Annotated in this window: 14 protein-coding genes and 1 riboswitch; of the genes, 9 read left to right on the forward strand and 5 right to left on the reverse strand. The window is 68.8% G+C overall.

The genetic code is table 11. The features are described 5' to 3' along the window. Window positions 1-48: 48 nt before the first annotated feature. Window positions 49-161: riboswitch (TPP riboswitch) on the forward strand. After that, window positions 152-1,465, forward strand: a complete 1,314-nt coding sequence (locus tag BJ970_RS26045; RefSeq protein WP_184728636.1) for a purine-cytosine permease family protein — start codon at window positions 152-154, stop codon at window positions 1,463-1,465. (Overlaps the previous riboswitch by 10 nt.) 153 nt (window positions 1,466-1,618) lie before the next feature. On the opposite strand, the gene BJ970_RS26050 is transcribed toward BJ970_RS26045, so the two are convergent. From BJ970_RS26050 to BJ970_RS26060, 3 genes are all read right to left on the reverse strand, one after another. Further along, on the reverse strand, window positions 1,619-2,662 hold the full coding sequence (locus BJ970_RS26050) for a family 2 encapsulin nanocompartment cargo protein polyprenyl transferase (protein ID WP_184728637.1): 1,044 nt from the start codon (window positions 2,660-2,662) through the stop codon (window positions 1,619-1,621). Window positions 2,663-2,830: 168 nt separating this feature from the next. Beyond that, a complete protein-coding gene (locus BJ970_RS26055; RefSeq protein ID WP_312864412.1) occupies window positions 2,831-4,231 on the reverse strand; it encodes a family 2B encapsulin nanocompartment shell protein in 1,401 nt (466 codons plus the stop codon). A gap of 134 nt (window positions 4,232-4,365) precedes the next feature. Further along, the gene (locus tag BJ970_RS26060; RefSeq protein WP_312864413.1) at window positions 4,366-5,778 is read right to left on the reverse strand and encodes a family 2B encapsulin nanocompartment shell protein; all 1,413 of its coding nucleotides are present in this window, start codon (window positions 5,776-5,778) and stop codon (window positions 4,366-4,368) included. A 611-nt stretch (window positions 5,779-6,389) separates the two neighbouring features. Here BJ970_RS26060 and BJ970_RS26065 point away from each other — a divergent pair. From BJ970_RS26065 to BJ970_RS26080, 4 genes are all read left to right on the forward strand, one after another. Next, entirely contained in the window at window positions 6,390-6,650 is a 261-nt protein-coding gene (locus BJ970_RS26065; protein ID WP_184728638.1) for a helix-turn-helix domain-containing protein, read from the forward strand. After that, a complete protein-coding gene (locus tag BJ970_RS26070) occupies window positions 6,647-7,414 on the forward strand; it encodes a bestrophin-like domain (RefSeq protein ID WP_184728639.1) in 768 nt (255 codons plus the stop codon). The genes BJ970_RS26065 and BJ970_RS26070 overlap by 4 nt, the downstream gene beginning before the upstream one ends. A gap of 38 nt (window positions 7,415-7,452) precedes the next feature. After that, window positions 7,453-8,586, forward strand: a complete 1,134-nt coding sequence (locus tag BJ970_RS26075; protein ID WP_184728640.1) for a DUF6923 family protein — start codon at window positions 7,453-7,455, stop codon at window positions 8,584-8,586. Between the two features lie 199 nt (window positions 8,587-8,785). Next, window positions 8,786-9,823 (forward strand): cation diffusion facilitator family transporter, encoded by a 1,038-nt coding sequence (locus tag BJ970_RS26080; RefSeq protein WP_184728641.1) that lies wholly within the window; start codon window positions 8,786-8,788, stop codon window positions 9,821-9,823. Between the two features lie 53 nt (window positions 9,824-9,876). Here the strand turns inward: BJ970_RS26080 and BJ970_RS26085 are convergent, their stop codons facing one another. Both BJ970_RS26085 and BJ970_RS26090 read right to left on the reverse strand, forming a co-directional pair. After that, window positions 9,877-10,515 carry a GntR family transcriptional regulator gene (locus tag BJ970_RS26085; RefSeq protein WP_246471829.1) on the reverse strand — a complete coding sequence of 213 codons (639 nt, stop codon included), beginning with the start codon at window positions 10,513-10,515 and terminating at the stop codon, window positions 9,877-9,879. Window positions 10,516-10,567: 52 nt separating this feature from the next. Then, complete coding sequence (locus BJ970_RS26090; protein WP_184728643.1) at window positions 10,568-12,103, reverse strand: class I adenylate-forming enzyme family protein; 1,536 nt, start codon at window positions 12,101-12,103, stop codon at window positions 10,568-10,570. A gap of 166 nt (window positions 12,104-12,269) precedes the next feature. On the opposite strand from BJ970_RS26090, the gene BJ970_RS26095 reads away from it, so the two are divergent. From BJ970_RS26095 to BJ970_RS26110, 4 genes are read left to right on the forward strand one after another with little or no spacing between them, the layout of a single operon-like run. Continuing rightward, entirely contained in the window at window positions 12,270-13,127 is an 858-nt protein-coding gene (locus BJ970_RS26095; RefSeq protein ID WP_184728644.1) for an FAD binding domain-containing protein, read from the forward strand. Then, on the forward strand, window positions 13,103-15,460 hold the full coding sequence (locus BJ970_RS26100; RefSeq protein WP_184728645.1) for a xanthine dehydrogenase family protein molybdopterin-binding subunit: 2,358 nt from the start codon (window positions 13,103-13,105) through the stop codon (window positions 15,458-15,460). Before BJ970_RS26095 ends, BJ970_RS26100 begins: the two co-directional genes overlap by 25 nt. Beyond that, window positions 15,457-15,939: a (2Fe-2S)-binding protein gene (locus BJ970_RS26105; protein ID WP_184728646.1), complete on the forward strand. Its 483-nt coding sequence runs from the start codon at window positions 15,457-15,459 to the stop codon at window positions 15,937-15,939. Before BJ970_RS26100 ends, BJ970_RS26105 begins: the two co-directional genes overlap by 4 nt. Further along, window positions 15,936-18,206: a xanthine dehydrogenase family protein molybdopterin-binding subunit gene (locus tag BJ970_RS26110; RefSeq protein ID WP_184728647.1), complete on the forward strand. Its 2,271-nt coding sequence runs from the start codon at window positions 15,936-15,938 to the stop codon at window positions 18,204-18,206. The genes BJ970_RS26105 and BJ970_RS26110 overlap by 4 nt, the downstream gene beginning before the upstream one ends.

The raw sequence follows: 18,206 nt of genomic DNA on the forward strand, positions 1-18,206 counted from the left end.
GCAGGCCCACCTGCTCATCGCTCACCTGATCGAGGTAGGGTGTCGCCGACATATCCACGCGGGAGCTCGGGCGCACCGGGCTGAGAGGGTGGCACCGCCGCGCCACCGACCGCTGAACCTGTCCGGATAATGCCGGCGTAGGGAGCTGTTGATGGCGCTTGACGTCGAACGTTCCGAAGTTCCGCACACCCTCGATGAACCGGCGCCCAGGACGTTGGGCGTGCTCGACCAGGGTGCGTTCTGGGGCAATCTCGGCGTGAGCCTGCTCGGTTTCAGCGGCGCGCTGGCAGTGCTCGCACCGAGCGGCGTGCCGCAGCTTTCCTTCCTCGCCGCCGTCACGGCGTGCGTGGTCGGCACGGTGCTGGGCAGCATCATGGTCGGCATCGCGGCGATTCCCGGTGCGCGCACCGGCGCGCCATCGATGATGTTGCTGCGCGGGCTTTTCGGCACCAAGTTGTCGTACCTGCCGACCGTGCTGAACATCCTGCAACTGGTCGGCTGGGGGACCTTCGAGCTGCTGGTGATCGCGCAGGGCGCGGAGGCGCTGTTCGGCGGCGGCCCGCAATGGTTGTACGTGCTGGTGGCCGGGGTGCTGACCACCGCGCTCACGTTGCGCCCACTCGGTGCCCTGCGCCTGCTGCGTCGTTACGTCAGCATCGCCGTGGCGATCGCGATGGTGTACTTCTTCGTCCAGTTGCTGCGTCACCCGCTGCCGGACATGAACACCGGCTCCTGGCAGGGGTTCTGGCCCGGCGCGGACGCCGCGCTGGCGGTCGCGGTGTCCTGGATCCCGGTCGCCTCGGACTACTCCCGGCACTCGAAGTCCGCGGCGGGCGCCTTCACCGCCGCGACGCTGGGTTATTCGGTCACCCAGATCGCTTGCTACCTGCTGGGCTTGCTCGGGTTGGCGATGGTCGGCGGTGATGCGGACAAGGCGTTCGATCCGCTGCTGGCGGTGCCGCTCGGGGTGATCTTCTTCGGGATCCTGGTGCTGCGCGAGGTCGACCAGTCCTTCGCCGACATCTACTCGACCGCGGTGTCGATCCAGAACCTGCGGCCCAGCACGGACCGCCGGCTACTGAGCCTGGGCGTCGGCGCGATGACGACGCTGTTGGCGCTGACGCTGGACATCTCCCAGTTCTCAAACTTCCTGCTGCTGATCGGATCGGTGTTCGTGCCGATGTTCGGCGTGCTGGCGGTCGACTACTTCGCGCATGGCCGCCGCCGGACCTGGGACCTGTCGCAGCGCGCACCGTCTCGCTGGGGAATGCTGGTGGCCTGGCTGCTCGGCTTCGCGGTGTTCCAACTGATCAACCCCGGCGAGCTCGGCTGGTGGTCGAAGCTCTGGACCGATGTGCAGGCCGTGCTGGGCTTCACCCCGCCGACCTGGATGAGCGCCTCCATCGCGTCCTTCCTCACCGCCGCCCTGGCGGCCGGGGTCATCGGTGCTTTCCGCCGCCGCTGATCCGTTCGGCTCGACGGACTGACCCGGCATGATTGCATTCCCAAATCGGTTGGCTGTGCGCGGAAACGAAGCCCGCTGCCGAACACCAGTGGTCGGCATGCTCCTGCGGACTCGACCGGGGCCGGCCCGGTCGAGTCCGCAGGGTCCCGCTGCTCAGTGATCCCGGTGGGTCATCAGCTGGGCCAAGGCACTGAGTTCTTCGGCCGCACGTGGGGTCGGGTCCGAGCGGCGCAAGTCGCTCAGGGCGGCGGCCAGAAGCTCGTCGGCCTGGTTCCGGCTCCAGGTGCGGCCGCCTGCCAACGCGATCAGCTCGGCGGATTGGGCCAGATCGCTGCCGGACAGCGGCTGCTCGCGGAGGTAGAGACTGGCCAGCCGCTGACCGGCCGTGGTGCCGGAGGTCAGCGCGGACACTACCGGAAGGGACTTCTTGCGGGTGCGCAGGTCGGAGAACACCGGTTTGCCGGTGATCGCCGGATCGCCCCAGATGCCCAACAGGTCGTCGATGTGTTGGAACGCCAGCCCAAGCCGCTCGCCGAAGCTGCGCAGCCGGGCGATCTGCTCGGTCGTGCCGCCGCCGAACAATGCGCCGAGCGCGCAGGCGCAGCCCAGCAGTGCGGCGGTTTTGTCGTGGGCCATCCGCTGGCATTCGGCCAGCTCCACGTTGGGCCGGTCCTCGAAGGCGAGGTCCGCGGTCTGACCGTTGATCAGGTTCAGCACGGCGGTGCTCAGCGTTCGTATCGCAGCGGCCGCTTTGGGATGTTTGCACGAGCTCAAGACATCGGAAGCCAACGACAGCATCGCGTCGCCGGCGAGGATGGCTGGTCCACTGCCGAACACCGTCCACGCCGTGGGGCGGTGTCTCCTGGTGACGTCACCGTCCAGCACATCGTCGTGCAGCAGCGAGAAGTTGTGCACCAACTCCACCGCGACGGCGGCGGGCACCGCGACCGCGGGATCGCCACCGACAGCGGTGGCCGCGAGCAGCACCATCGTGGGCCGCAACGCCTTACCCCGGTCGGCGCGAACCGGATTGCCGTGCTCGTCCCACCAACCGAGGTGGTATCCGGAGACCTGCTGCATCCGGGTGGGCAACCGGTCGACCGCGGCCCGCAGGGCGGGCTCGACCATCGCACGGCTACGTGTCAAAGCTTCGTAGGCCGCACCCGCCTTATTGGCATCCTGCTGCATGGTGGCCATGCGATTTCCCTTCGACCAGAGGACTTGTTGAACCGGGGTCGTCCTGCGCGGTGGTGCCGGTTACGACCTCCCGCGGGGAGTTGCTGTCGCGTTTCCACTGGGGGATTTGCGGTAGTGGGCGGGGCCGATCGGCCCCGCCGCTTTGGAAATCGAGATACAGAACAGGGATCAGCGGGCGATTTCGACGCGTTCGAGGACGCCGAGCGCGTCCGGGACCAGTACCGCGGCCGAGAAGTAGGCGCTGACCAGGTAGGAGATCACCGCCTGGTCGTTGATGCCCATGAACCGGACGTTGAGGCCGGGCTGGTACTCGTCGGGGATGCCGGTCTGCCGGAGGCCGACGACCCCGTGGTCCTCCTCGCCGGTGCGCATCGCCAGGATCGAACTCGTGCCGCTGTCGCTGATCGGGATCTTGTCGCTGGGCAGGAACGGCACGCCCCGCCAGGCGTGCACCTGGCGGTCCTGGACCTCGGTGGTCTGCGGGTAGATGCCGCGGCGATTGCACTCCCGGCCGAACGCGGCGATGGTTCGGGGGTGGGCCAGGAAGAACCGCGTCTTGCGGCGGCGGGAGAGCAGTTCGTCGAGGTCGTCGGGGGTGGGCGGGCCGCTGCGGGTGTGGATGCGCTGGCGGAGGTCGGCGTTGTGTAGCAGGCCGAAGTCGCGGTTGTTGATCAGCTCGTGCTCTTGTCGTTCGCGCAGCGCTTCGATGGTCAGCCGCAGCTGTTGCTCGGTCTGGTTCATCGGCTGGTTGTAGAGGTCGGCAACGCGGGTGTGCACGCGCAGAACCGTTTGTGCCACGCTGAGTTCGTACTCCCGGGGCGCCAGTTCGTAGTCCACATAGGTTCCGGCCAGTGTGGGCTCGCCGGCGTGCCCGGAGGCGATATCGATGGCGGCTTCACCGTGTTTGTTCTGTGGCGGCGCGGGATTGTCGTGGTTGTTGGCGATGTGCGCCCGCAGCCGGTCGAACTGGTTGTTCAACTCCTGCAACGCCTGGGTGGTCAGTGTGAGGGTGATGCACTGGGTGACCGCCTTGTACGTGTGGTCCCAAGTGTATTGATGAGGGGCCAACACCCGGGCGCCGAAGAATTCGCCATCGGCGAGCACGCTGAGCACGGTGTCGTCGCCGTACTCGCCGGCGCCGATCTTGTTGACCTTGCCGTGCGCGATGAGCACGACCTCGTCCGCTGATTGCCCGGCGGTCGCGATCACCTGACCCGGCTCGAACTCGCGCTGCACGAACCGGTCGGCCAACGCGCCCAGCACCGAGTCGTCGTCGAAACCGCGCAGCAGCGGCAGTTCGGCGAGTTCCTGCGGGATGACGCGAACATCGGAACCGGTGTTCGTGAAGGTGATCCGCCCGTCCCCGACGGCGTAGGTCAACCGGCGGTTGACCCGATACGTGCCCGCCGAGACGTCCATCCACGGCAGCATTCGAAGCAGCCATCGTGAGGTGGTGCCCTGCATCTGCGGCTGGGATTTGGTCGTCGTCGACAGCTTCCGCGCCGCCGCGGTGGTCAGGCTCAGTGCGGCCTGTTCTACGGCGCCGAGGTCCGGCTCTGTCACGGTCACGATTTCCGATCTCCTTGTGGTGCGTAGTGGTGCGGTTGCCCGGGGTGATGGCGTTTTCGAGGGAAATCAATGCGCTGATTTCCCTCGAAAACGCGCCCGGTGCCGGCAGCGCGGGCCGCGCGCCAGGGCTCGGCTCAGCTCTCCCGGCCGAGTTCGACGTGTTCGAGCACTCCGATCGCGTCGGGTACCAGGATCGCCGCCGAGTAGTAGGCACTGACCAGGTACGAGATAACCGCCTGGTCGTTGACGCCCATGAAGCGCACCGACAGGCCGGGCCGGTACTCGTCCGGGATCCCGGTCTGGTGCAGGCCGATGACGCCCTGGTTTTCCTCGCCGGTGCGCATCAGCACGATGGAACTGGTGCGGGTCTTGCTGACGTGCAGCTTGTTGCACGGCAGGATCGGCACGCCGCGCCAGGCGGGCACCTGGTGACCGTTGAGGTCGATGCTCTGCGGGTACAGGCCGCGTTTGCTGCATTCCTGCCCGATCGCCGCGATGGTGCGCGGGTGGGCGAGGAAGAACCCGGGATCCTTCCACACGAGCGCCAGCAGCTCGTCGAGGTCGTCGGGGGTGGGCGGGCCGCTGCGGGTGTGGATGCGCTGGCGGAGGTCGGCGTTGTGCAGCAGGCCGAAGTCGCGGTTGTTGATCAGTTCTTCTTCTTGCCGTTCGCGCAGCGCTTCGATGGTCAGCCGGAGCTGTTGCTCGGTCTGGTTCATCGGCTGGTTGTAGAGGTCGGCAACGCGGCTGTGCACGCGCAGAACCGTTTGTGCCACGCTGAGTTCGTACTCCCGGGGCGCCAGTTCGTAGTCCACATAGGTTCCGGCCAGCGCGGGCTCGCCGGCGTGCCCGGAGGCGATCTCGATGTCCGCTTCGCCGTGCACGTTGTGCGGGCGCTTCGGGCCGGACAGTGTGTTCCGGATGTGCTCTCGCAGCGGTTCGGAACTGCCGTTCATGTCCCGGAAGTCCTGTTGCCGCAAGGAAAGCACGGTGCAGGGGGTGACCGCCTTGAAGGTCGCCTCCCAGGTGGACGATTCTTCGGCCAGGGCCTGCGCGCCGAAGAACTCGCCGTCGGCGAGCATGCTCAGCACGGTGTCGTCACCGTACTCGCCGGTGCCGATCTTGTTGACCTTGCCGTGCGCGATGAGCACGACCTCATCCGCTGGCTGCCCGGCGGTCGCGATCACCTGACCCGGCTCGAATTCCTGCTGCACGAAACGATCCGCCAGGGCGCGCAGCGTGGCGTCGTCATCGAATCCGCGAAGCAGCGGGAGTTCTTGCAATTCCTGCGGGATGACCCGCACGTCGGCACCGGTGTTGGTGAAGGTGACCCGACCATCGCCGAGGGTGTAGCTCAGCCGTCGGTTGACCCGGTAGGCGCCGCCGGCCGCCTGCACCCACGGCAGCATGCGCAGGAGCCAACGCGAGGTGATGCCCTGCATCTGCGGGACGGACTTGGTCGTGGTGGCCAGATTCCGCGCCGCCGCCGTGCTCAGGCTCAACTGCGGCGCTTCGGTCTCGCCCGGGTTGAGCGGATCCGTCACAGTCACGCCAATACCACCAATCTTCTCCGGTCGTAAAGAGGCAGGCAGGAAAAGACGAATTGCGATTGTGCTAATGAATTCAATAGGTCCGAATGGAGATTGTCCAAATTGGAATATTCACCGCGTTGGTCGCGTGACACCGTTTTTCGCTGCCGACGGCGACGTTAGCACCAGTGATCATGACCGTACAGTCACCCGAAAGTGCTGCATGTGCCGCGATGGGTTAGGCGGAATGTCACAATATCAAGATCACCTGATATGCCGCTTGCTCGGGACGCTGCGTAATCATCGGCGCATCTCATTCCGATATTCGGCGGATCTTCTCCCCGCTTGTACCAACCAAATTCGGATTTTTCGGGACGTCTCCGCGGGGGACTGCTCCGGGTGGGCGATTGGCGTTGTGATCTCGGATTCCACAAATCGGGTTATCCGTGCTTAGGTGATCGAGTAGTACTGTTCGGGCCACGGTTGAATCCGAGTTCTTCCTGGGTGTTCTTCGGCCGTTCTGAAGTTGCGTCGCCGGGCGGGCCCCGCCCGCGGCATGAGATAGGAGATGGGGGAAGCGTGTGCGAATGCGGTGTTCAGTCGATCGAAACGGGTCGAGAGGCGATGTCGACGTGAAATGGAACTTGCGACTGGTCGCGGCCCAGCGCGGCATCTGGAAGGCCACCGAGCTGCAGCGGATGCTCGCTGAGCGAGGCCTGGTGATCTCCGCCGGGAAGATGTCCGGGCTGTGGTCGAAGACCCCGGCCAGCCTGAAGTTGGACGACCTCGACATCATCTGCGCGGTGCTCAGGTGCGACGTCGGCGAACTGCTGGTGGCCGAGCAGCGCCAGACCTCCGCGTGCAGCGAGACGATCGCAGGGGGGGTGGAATGAGTATCTACCTCAACGGTTTACTCTGGGTGCTGAGCGCGTCGGTGGCCGCCGCGGTGATCGGCTACCTGGTCCGCCGGCTCGGCCAGGACGAGGGGCGACCGAGCAACAACGATGCGGCGGGCCAGGTCTTCACCATCGTCAGCGGCCTGCAGGCCGTGGTGCTGGCTTTCGTGCTGGTGACCCTGTTCGACACCGTCGGCGATGCGCGGGATGGCGCCTACCGCGAGGCGCAGGCGCTGGTTTCGGTTTCCTGGGCGGTGGATTCGCTGCCCGGCCCGGTAGGCGATGAGGCACGCGCACTCAGCGCGCAGTACGCGCACACGGTCCTTGACCAGGAGTGGCCGGTCATGCAGCAGGGCGGCCAGGTCTCCGGGCTGGGCTGGGCGCAGCTGGACAAGCTCCGCGCCGCGGTGCTGCAGGCTCCCGCCGACGGCGACTTCCAGGAGGGCCGCAAGACCGACGCCGTTACCCAGCTCGGTCAGGTCTACCAGGAGCGGCACGAGCGGGTCACCAGGGCGTTCGACAGCGGCGTGGTGGCAGTGGTGTGGTTCGTGCTGATCGCGGGCAGCGTGGTGTGCGTGCTGCTGCCGAACCTCTTTGGTGGCACCAGATTGGGGCCGCACATCGTGCTGGTGTCCACATTAGCCGGTGCGCTGGCGCTGCTGCTGTTCGCGATCTTCCAGCTGCAGAACCCGTTCAGCCTCGGCTCGCAGATCGGCCCGGACGCGTTCCAGTGGGCACTTGCGCGGCTCGGTCGAAGTTGATGTGGAGGCGGGTCGCGGCGGTAACGGCCGCTCTGGCGATGGCGGTATTGGCGGCGTCGGTGGCCTGGGTTTCCGCGGGTGCGGCACCTGGGTGCACGGTGCTCCAGGTCCGCAGTACCGTGCCGGGGGCGAATTCCACGCTGTACCGGGTGATGTTGCCGACGGCGGAAAGCACCCGGCTCGGCCAACTCGATTACCGGGTCAATGCGCTCGGGTACGCCGCTTCGCAGGGCTTGGTGTATGCCATGGCAGAGCGCGGCCGGTTCGGGCTGTATACCGAGGGAATCCACGTGGTGACGCTGGGGCGATCCGGTGAGGTGCGCGACCTGGGGCCGGTGCGGGCCGATCAGCGGGGGACGCCGTGGCATCCGGCGAACACCGCCACGGCCGGTGCCATCAAGGGAAACCGCTGGTATGTGCAGGACGGAAACCAGCTGTACGCGGTCGACGTGGATCCGGCCAGCCGGACCTATCTCAGCGTCCTGTCGAGGACCGCGGTCCAGTCATCGCACTGGCCGTTCGCGCTCGACGACTTCGACGTGGATCCGGTGGACGGCGAGTTGTACGGCGTATCGATGACCTTCTCGGCCGCGGCGGCGATCGTGCGTATCGACCCGGATAGCGGGCGGGTTACCAAGCTGGTGGATGCGCCGGGGTTGCCGCCGAGCACTTACGGGTCGGTGGTGATCGGTTCGGACCGGGCTCTGTACGTCACGGCCAACGAGGTCGGCGGGCTGTATCGGGTCGAACGGGATGGTTCGGTGACGAAGTTGGCCGGCGTCCTGCCGATGTCGAGTTCCGACGCCGCCGGTTGCCTGACCCAGGCCGCCCCGATGCCCCGGCCCCCGACGCCCCGGCCCCCGACGCCCCGGCCCCCGGCGCCCGAGTTGCCGACCACGCCGATGCTGGCGGCGACTCCGCCGCCGGCACCACCCGTCCAAAGCCCGGTGCCCTCGGCGACGCCCAGCACGCCCGCGCCCTCGACGCCAGAGCCGCGCTCCATCCGAACACCGCCGGTGCCACCCCCGGAGCCCGGGGCGTACGCCCCGCCGACTCAGGAGGCGGGCATTGAGCACTCCGGCCATGACACCAAGGAGAAGCGCCGCTGGGCGCTGGCGACGGTGCTGCTGCTGATCGGTGGCAGCGCCGCGGTCCGTCGCCTCGGTCGATGACCGAGGTCATGGCCGCGCCTTGCGGTCGGTGTCGAGACCCGCGAGTGCCGTCTCAGGGGCGTTCGCGGGTCCAATGTGGATAGATCGGCTTTCGTGAGTGGCCTTCTCCTGCAAGCCATTCTCAATAGCATCGTTGTCGCGTTCGCGTTCAGCGGCCTATCGTTTGGGGTAATCCGGGGGCCGAACCCGAGGAGGCACGGTGGAATCCGGAAGGCCGACGCCGCGACATGGACACGGGCATGGGCACGGTCATCGCCACGGTGGCGCGTGGGCGCGGTTGACGCACGCGGTGACGCCGCACAGCCACGACGCCGCCGAGGTCGTCGACGGCGCGTTGGAAGCCAGCCGCAAGGGCATGCGGACCTTGTGGATCTCCTTCGCGGCGTTGCTGATCACCGCGATCGGGCAGGCCTTCCTGGTCGCCTTCACCGGGTCCGTCGCGCTGCTCGGCGACACGCTGCACAACTTCGCCGACGCGCTGACCGCGGTCCCCCTCGCGATCGCGTTCGTGCTCGCCCGGCGCGCGGCGACCCGCCGCTTCACCTACGGGCTCGGCCGCGCCGAAGACCTCGCCGGGCTGGTCATCCTCGCGGTGATCGCGGCATCGGCGGCGATGGCGGGCTGGGAGGCGGTCCAGCGGCTGGTCGACCCGCGGCAGGTCGAGCACCTGGGCTGGCTCGCCGCGGCCGGGCTGCTGGGTTTCGCCGGCAACGAACTGGTCGCCCGCTACCGTATCCGGGTGGGCCGGGAGATCGGCTCAGCCGCCCTGGTCGCCGACGGGCTGCACGCGCGCACCGACGGGTTCACCAGCCTCGCGGTGCTCGGCTCGGCCGTTGGCGCCGCGCTGGGCTGGTGGTGGGCCGATCCGGTGATCGGCTTGCTGATCACTGCGGCGATCGTCGCGGTGTTGTGGGGCTCGGCCAAGGAAGTCCTCGCCCGGGTGCTCGACGCGGTCGATCCCGAGCTGGTCGCCCGAGCCGAGCTGGCGCTGGCCACCGCGCCCGGGGTGGTAGCGGTCGGCGGGCTGCGGATGCGCTGGATCGGCCACGCGCTGCGCGCCGAGGCCGAACTGGAGGTCGCAGCGGAGCTCAGCTTGGCCGCGGCGCATCGCATCGCGCACGAGGCCGAACACCGCCTGTGGCACGCCCTTCCGCGGCTCGGCGGCGCGGTCCTGCACACCCACCCGTCCGGCCCGGCGGCCAGCGCGGACCACGACCTCGTCGCGCACCACCGGTAGGTGTCCGGTGTCGGCGATTTCAAGCGGAAATAGCCGCTTCCTCTACCAGGCTTCTAGCCCGTTCGTTTGGTGGGGCGTTCGTCGGCTAGGTGGGCACTGCCGACGATGTGCCGGTAGGTGAGCTCGCCGGCCAGCTCGGCGTCGCCCTCCCGGAGCGCGTCGATGATCGCCGCGTGCTCGGCGGCCGATTCCCGGTGGCTGCGAACTACTTTCGGGCCGTCCGGCATCGCTTGCCAAAGCATGCGCATCAGCGACATCAGCACCGGGGTGCCCGCCGCCTGGTAAATGCCGAAGTGAAAGTCCCGGTTCAGGGTGCCGTAGGCGAGGGAATCGTCGTCGAGATCGAGGATTCGCGCGTTGATCTTCTCGATGGTCGCGAGCTGTTCGGCCGTGATCCGTTTGGCGGCTAACTTGGCGGCCAGCGATTCCAGCGCGGCGCGGACGAGGTAGTTCTCCTCGGTGGCGTCCAGCCAGGATTCCGCGACGATCGCGCTGCGGTGCTGATCGGTGGTGACCAGTCCTTCGCTTTCCAGCCGTCGCAGCGCCTCGCGGACCGGGGTCGGGCTCACCCCCAGCCGGGTTGCCAGGTCACGCTGCCGCAGTGACGTGCCGGCTTCCAGCTCGCCGGTCACGATGAGTTCGCGAAGCATGCTGGTGACCAGCTCGGTCTTACTGGTGTACAGCGGCTGCATCACGGGTCATCCATTCTGTGTTGATAGAGACGGATTCTAGCCGGGCGGGGGATCAACGAGCTTGGCGTTCCGGTGGTTCGAGGGCCGATCGGCGGAGCTTGCCCATGCTGTTGCGGGGCAACGAATCCACCACGAAGACCTGCTTCGGGCACTTGTAGGCGGCCAGTAGTTTTCGGCAGTGCGCGCGGAGGTCGTCGGAATCGACCGGCCCGGTCGGGACCACCCAGGCGGTGACCTGCTCGCCCCAGCGCGGCGACGGCAGTCCGGCGACCGCGGCTTCCGCGATCCGCGGGTGCCTTTCCAGCGCGAGCTCGACTTCCCGCGGGTAGACGTTGAGGCCGCCGGTGATGATCAATTCCTTCTTGCGGCCGGTGATGCGCAGATAGCCGGTGTCGGGATCGAGCCGGCCGAGATCGCCGGTGCGGAACCAGCCACCGGGGTGGAACGCCTCGCGGGTGGCCTCCGGGCGGTTCCAGTAGCCGGTGAAGACCTGCGGTCCGCGCAGCAGGATCTCTCCTTCCGGTGCGTCGTCGCCGGATTCGTCGGCGATCCGGAGTTCGACCCCGGGTAACGGCAGGCCGACCGTGCCGGGGATGCGGGGGCCGTCGATCACATTGGATACGTCCAGACCGCTTTCCGTGCTGCCGTACCGTTCTAGCGGCGGCACGCCCATGACCTGCGCCAGTCGGTCGGCGAGCGCGGGGCTCAGCGGTGCCGAGCCGCTGACCGCCAGCCGGAGTGTCGGCGTGGCCAGCGCCTCGGGAGCGTCGTCGACGAGCCGTTCGTAGATCGCGGGGACGGCGAACAGCACGGTGGCACCGTGCGCGCGCATCGCTTCAGTGAGCCTCGCGGGGTCGAAGTCCGGGAGGATGACGGCGGATGACCCGGCGAGCAACGTCGCGTGCACACCGCCGAGGCCGTGCTGGTGGCTCAGCGGCAGGGAGTGCACGAGCACGTCGTCTTCGCGCCAGCGCCACGCCTGCATGGCGGCACGGATCGAGGCGAGCAAGTTACCGTGCGTCAGCGGAACGCCCTTGGGCGTGCCGGTCGTGCCCGAGGTGTAGGCGAGGAGCGCGAGCTCGTGTTCATCGTCCGTGACGCGGTCGAGTGCCGCTTCGGGCAGCGGTTCATCGAGCGGCACGAGTTGAAGCCCGAGGCCGGCGATCCGTTCGGTGGCGGGGTGCGCGGCAAAAGCCCATTCCGCCTGGCTGTCGGTGACCAGGTGGGCTAGTTCCTCGCTGGTGTAGGCGGGATTGGCGAGGACCACTGTGGCGCCCGCACGCAGCACCGCGAAGTAGGCGAGAACCAGCGCTGCGCTGTTATGTCCGCACAGCAGAACGCGCGCTCCGGGCCGCAAACCGTTGGCGCGCAACCAACTTGCCGTCCCGGCGCTGCGTTCCGCGATTTCTCCGTGTGTGAGCCACCTGTTCGACTCGGCGGGGAACAGCAGCGCGCGCAGGTCGGGACGACCGGTGCACGCGGTGGGCAGGGAGCCGATGTCGAGTTCGGTGACGTCTGTTGCGCCGTGCCGCCGCCATGCCGCACGGTCGCGTGCGGAAGTGTCCTGCCAGGTCGGGTTTTGTGTCAAGGCATGCTCCCTATGACGGTCGGGTTTCCGCGATGACGAGTTGATTTCCGCGCCGGGCCAACGAAATGGAGTGCTGTCGGATGCTTGCGCGAGAGGGCTCGCGCTGTTTGAATCATGATATATCAAGTTGCAGACTATGCCAGCGGCATCCGGGGAGAGGAGAGCCGTGAAACCGGCATCGTTCGATTACCACCGGGCCCACGACGTTCGCGGGGCGACCGAACTGCTCGCGGAACTCGGTGACGAGGCGAAGCTGCTGGCCGGCGGCCAGAGTCTGGTGGCGATGATGAACTTCCGGCTGGCACGCCCCGCCGCGCTGGTCGACGTGGGACGCATCGATGGGCTGAAATACCTGCGACCAGACCTCGACGCCCTGCACATCGGCGCGTTGACCACGCATCGCGCGATCGAAACCGCGACCGCTGCCGAGATCGTCGGTCCCTTCGGGGTGCTCAGCCGCGCGGCACGCTGGATCGGCCACTATCCGATCAGGACGCGCGGCACGATCGGCGGCAGCCTGGCGCACGCGGACTCCACCGCGGAGTGGTGCCTGCTCGCCGTGCTGCTGGATGCCGGAATCGTCGTGGCGAGTACCCGTGGGCGGCGCACGATCGCGGCCGCCGACTTCTTCTTCGGTTTCCTGACCACCGCGTTGGAACCCGACGAGATGATCGTCGAGGTCGTGTTCCCGAGCCCGGCGCCGCACGCCGCGCTGACCGAGTTCGCCCAGCGGAAAGGGGATTTCGCGATCGTCGCGGCGGCGGTCAGTCTCGACGTGGCGGGTGGGGTGTGCCGGTCCGGCCGGGTCGCGCTGGGCGGCGTGGACGCGGTGCCGATCCGGATTCCGTCGGCGGAGGCCGTGCTGGCCGGCGGTGAGCTGGGCGGCGAGCTGTTCGCCGCGTGCGCGGACGCGGCGGCCGGCGCCATCGAGCCGGGCAGCGACGCGCACGGCAGCGCGGACTACCGCCGCAAGCTCGCCCGCACGCTGGTGGTCCGCGCATGTCAGGAGGCGATGGCCGGGTGACCGGGCAACGAACCTGGGTCGGCGCGTCCGTCCCGCGCAAGGAAGACCCGCGGCTGCTGACCGGGCGCGGGCGGTTCGTCGACGACCTGCGACAGGCCGGTGCCCTGTCGGCCGCATTCGTGCGAAGCCCGTTGGCCGCAGCGCAGATCAACGCCGTCGACCTGTCCGGGGTGCGCTCCGTGGACGGTGTGCTGGCCGCATTCTCCGCGGCTGACCTGGGCCTTTCCGGACTGACCGCGTTGTTGGAGCGCGCCGAGTTCACGCCCACGACGATGCCGATCCTGGCCGCAGACCGGGTCCGCTACGCCGGTGAACCCGTCGCGATAGTCGTCGCCGACGATCCGTACGCGGCCGAGGACGGCATCGAACAGGCCATTGTGGACTATTCGCCGGGGCGCCTCGTCACTTCCATCGGCGATGCCCTGGCCGCAGACGCGCCGAGCGTGCATGACGAGTTGCGCGCGAACACGTTTCTGGCGGTGAACCCGTTCAGCGATGACGTGGATGAGGTTTTCGCCGCCGCCGAGTGCGTGGTGCGGACCTCGCTGAGCAGCCAGCGGCAGAACGCGCTGCCGCTGGAGCCGCGCGGCTGCCTTGCGGAATGGGTGGATCGCGACGATCAACTCGTCGTGCACATTTCCAGCCAGGTCCCGCACCAGGTGCGCACCGCGCTGGCCCGGTGCCTCGGCCTGCGGGAACGGCAGGTCCGCGTCATCGTCCCGGACGTCGGCGGCGGCTTCGGGCTGAAATGCGTGGTAGGGCGGGAAGAAATCGCCGTCGCGGCGGCGGCCCTGCGGCTTCGCCGCCCGGTGAAGTGGATCGAGGACCGGCGCGAAGGGCTGTTCGCCAGCTTCCTCGGCCGCGAGCAGCGCCACCAGGTGCGCGCGGCGTTCGACGGCGACGGCCGGATCCTGGCGTTGGATGCCGACATCCGCTGCGACGTCGGCGCGTACTCGGTGTTCCCATTCACCAGCGGCGTCGAACCGCTGATGGCCGCCGCCGAACTGCCGGGGGTCTACCAGGTGCCCCGCTACCGCGCCCGCGCGTGCGCCATCGCCACGAACAAGGCGCCCACTGCGCCGTATCGCGGGGTCAGCCGGCCGCAGATCGTGCTGGTCATGGAGCGGCTCATGGAGCGCGCGGCGCGAGAACTTGGCCTCGACGCGTTAGTGGTCCGGCGGCGGAACCTGATCGACACCTTCCCGTACATCGGGGTCAACGGCATCACCTACGACCCCGGCTCGTACCGGGAATCCCTCGACCGCTGCGAGCAGCGGTTGCGCGAGGAGGGCTGGTTCGAACTGCGCGACGGCGCGGCGGACCGGGTGATCGGCATCGGCTTCGCGTGTTTCAACGAGCGAACCGGGTACGGCACGGAGGCGTTCGCGCAGCGCAAGATGTCGGTGGTGCCCGGCTACGACATCTCCGAGGTCCGGATGGATCCCGGCGGCGGGGTGACCGTGACAACCGGGACCTCGGCCCACGGCCAGGGGCACGAGACGACGCTCGCGCAGATCGCCGCCGATCAGCTCGGCCTGCGCCCGGACGCGGTGAAGGTCCGCCAGGGCGACACCGACCAGGTCAGTTACGGGTGGGGGACGTTCGCCAGCCGCTCGGCGGCCATCGGCGGCGGTGCGGTCCGGCTCGCCTCCGGAAAGCTCGCGACGCGGATCCGGGTGATCGCCGCGCACCTGCTGGACACCGACGAGGACAACATCGATCTGGACGACGGTTGGTGCCGGCGCCGTGACGACCCGGACGGCGCGGTGCCGATCGCGGAGGTCGCCGAGGTGGCTTACCTGCGTGCGCACCGGCTGCCCAAGGACCTCGACCCCGGTTTGTCCGCGCAGGCGACCTTCGACGTGCTGACCTCGGGCACCTTCTCCAACGCCACGCACGGCGTGGTGGCCGAGCTGGACCCGCGCACCGGTCAGACCCGGCTGCTGCGCTACCTCGTGGTCGAGGACTGCGGGGTGGTGATCAACCCGAAGATCGTCGACGGCCAGGTTCGCGGCGGCGTCGCGCAGGGCATCGCCGGGGCGCTCTACGAGCAGATTGGCTACGACGCCGACGGGCAGCCGACCGCGGGCAGCCTGATCGACTACCTGGTGCCCACCGCCGCGGAGATCCCCGAGATCGACATCGAACACCTCGAAACCCCTTGCGCCTTCACCGAAACGGGAGCCAAGGGGATGGGTGAGGGCGGCACGATCGGGGCGCCGGCGGCGGTGCTGAACGCGGTCAACGACGCCCTGCGCGACACCGGCGTGGAGCTGGACGCCGTGCCCATCACGCCCGAGCATGTCCTGCGAGCCCTGGAGTGCAGCCGATGAAGGACCAGCATCTGATCAACGTCACGGTCAACGGCGCCGAGCACGAGGTGCTGGTGGAGTCCCGCCGCACGCTGGCCGACGTGCTGCGTCACGACCTCGGCTACACCGGCACTCACCTGGGCTGCGAGCACGGGATCTGCGGGGCGTGCACGATCTTGGTCGATGGCACGCCCGCGCGGGCATGCCTGATGTTCGGGGTGCAGGCCGACGGCGCCGAGGTGCGCACCGTGGAGGGCCTGGCCGACGGCGATCGGCTGTCGGACCTGCAAGAGGCGTTCTCCCGCCGCCACGGGCTGCAATGCGGTTTCTGCACGCCGGGGTTCCTGATGCTCGCGGAGGCATACCTGGCGGAGAACCCGGCGGCGGACAAGGAGGAGATCCGCGACGTCGTCTCGTCGAACCTGTGCCGCTGCACCGGGTACCAAGGAATCGTCGAAGCGATCACCGATGTCGCCGCCGCCCGCCGGGAGGCTTCATGAGCACCGCGACGCCGGAGCGGACCGGCGGAGTTGTCGGGGCCCGGGTGCGGCGGCATGAGGACGACCGGCTGCTCAAAGGCTTGGGCCGGTTCGCCGACGACGTCAACCGGCTCGGGCAGGTCCATGCGCGGATCGTGCGGTCCACCCTGGCGCACGGCGAGATCCTGCGGATCGACACGGCAGAGGCCAGGGCGTTGCCCGGGGTGCTGGCGGTGATCACTGGGGCCGATCTCGGTGATATCCCGCCGATCCCGATCCGGCTGCCGCGCGGTGACGAACCGGACGGCTGTTTGCAGCGGATCTTGCCCGACGAGGTCCGCTACGTCGGCGAACCCGTGGCCGCGGTGGTCGCCGCGGATCCCTACCTCGCTGAAGACGCCGCCGAACTGGTCACGGTGGAGTACCGGGAACTGCCGGTGGTCCTCGACGCGGCAGACGGTCCCGCGTCCGCCCGGATGCAGGCCGGTTTCGGCGAAGTGGATGCCGCGTTCTCCGCCGCCGCGCACGTCGTCGAGCTGGATCTGGATGTGGGCCGGCACGCCGCCGTTCCGATGGAGCCGCGCGGGCTGGTCGCCGAGTACGACGCGGCGAACGGGCGACTTCAGGTGTGGGGCGCGACCAAGGTGCCGGTGTTCAACCGCAACGTGCTCGCCCGGATGCTGGGCATGCCCGCCGAACAGGTGCGGCTGCACGCCATGGATGCCGGTGGCGGGTTCGGCGCGCGGGGCGAGTTCTACCCGGAAGACCTGCTGATCCCGTGGCTGGCCCGGCGCCTGCGGCGGCCGGTGAAGTGGACCGAAGACCGAGCCGAGAACCTCGTCGCGCTCAACCATTCCCGGCAGCAGCGGCACCGCATCGCGGCGGCCTTCGACGCGGATGCCCGGCTGCTGGCGTTGCGCGACGGGATCACCCACGACAACGGCGCCTACCTGCGCACCCACGGACTCCTCGTGCCGGAGCTGACCATCGGCATGCTGCCTGGCCCGTACCGGGTGCCCGCATACCAGGCCAGTGTCGAGGTGGTGCTCACGAACAAGACACCGTGCGGCACCTACCGCGCGCCCGGTCGCTACGAGGGGACCTTCGCGCGCGAGCACCTGCTGGACGTCGCCGCGGACCGGATCGGCATCGACCGCGCCGAGATCCGGCGACGAAACCTGTTGCGGCCCGAGGAGATTCCGCACGTCCGCCCGCTGCGGGCGTTGGGCACCGACATGGTGCTCGACGCGGGGGACTATCCAGCACTGCTGGAAACCGCGTTGGCACGGACTAGCGGCTGGCGGGACGAAGTGGCGCGGCTGCGCAACAGCGGCCGCAAGGCGGGGTACGGCTTCGCGGTGTTCCTGGAGAAGAGCGGACTCGGTCCACACGAGACGGCGGACGTGATCGTCGAACCCAGCGGGCGGATCCGGGTGCACTCCGGCGGCACGTCGCTGGGCCAGGGCATCGAGACCGTGCTCGCCCAGATCGCCGCGGACCGGCTGGGCGTCGACCATGAGGACGTGCAGGTCGTCAACGGCGACACCGACCTGCAACCGTTCGGGCTCGGCTCTTGGGCGAGCCGTTCCACGGTGCTGGCGGGCAACGCCGTGGACCTCGCGGCAACCGCCGTGCTGGCACGAGCGCGTTCGCTCGCCGCGCGCATGCTTGGCGCGCCCGAGGACCTGCTGGAGCACGCCGCCGGCGCGTTCGCCTTCGGCGATCGCAGCGTCGCGCTGGGCGAGATCGCCGCCGCGTGCGCACCCGGAAGTCCTTACCTGGAGCCGGGAACGGAGCCCGGACTCGCGGCGCGGCGGGTCTTCGAGGTCGACCACATGACCTACCCCTACGGCGTGCACGTGGCGCTCGTCGACATCGATCCCGGAACCGGGCACGTCACGGTGCCGCGCTACCTGGTCGCCTACGAGATCGGCAAGGCGATCAACCCGACGCTGGTCGAGGGGCAGCTGGTCGGCGGCGTGGCGCAGGGGCTCGGCGGCGCGTTGTACGAGAACTTCCACTACGACGACCAGGGCCAGCCGCAGGCGGCGACGTTCATGGACTACCTGATGCCGACCGCCGCCGAGGTTCCGGGCCTGGTGGACACGATCGTCGCCGAAGACGCACCCAGCCCGGACAACCCGTTGGGCACCAAGGGTGCCGGGGAGGGCGGTATCACCGCCGCGGGCGCGGCCCTGGCCAATGCGGTGCGCGACGCGCTGGGGCTCGGCGAAGCGGTGGGACGGCTGCCGCTGAGTCCACAATGGATTTGCACCGAGCTGGGCTGA

The organism is Saccharopolyspora phatthalungensis, from assembly GCF_014203395.1.
In the GTDB taxonomy this organism is placed as follows: Bacteria; Actinomycetota; Actinomycetes; order Mycobacteriales; family Pseudonocardiaceae; genus Saccharopolyspora; species Saccharopolyspora phatthalungensis.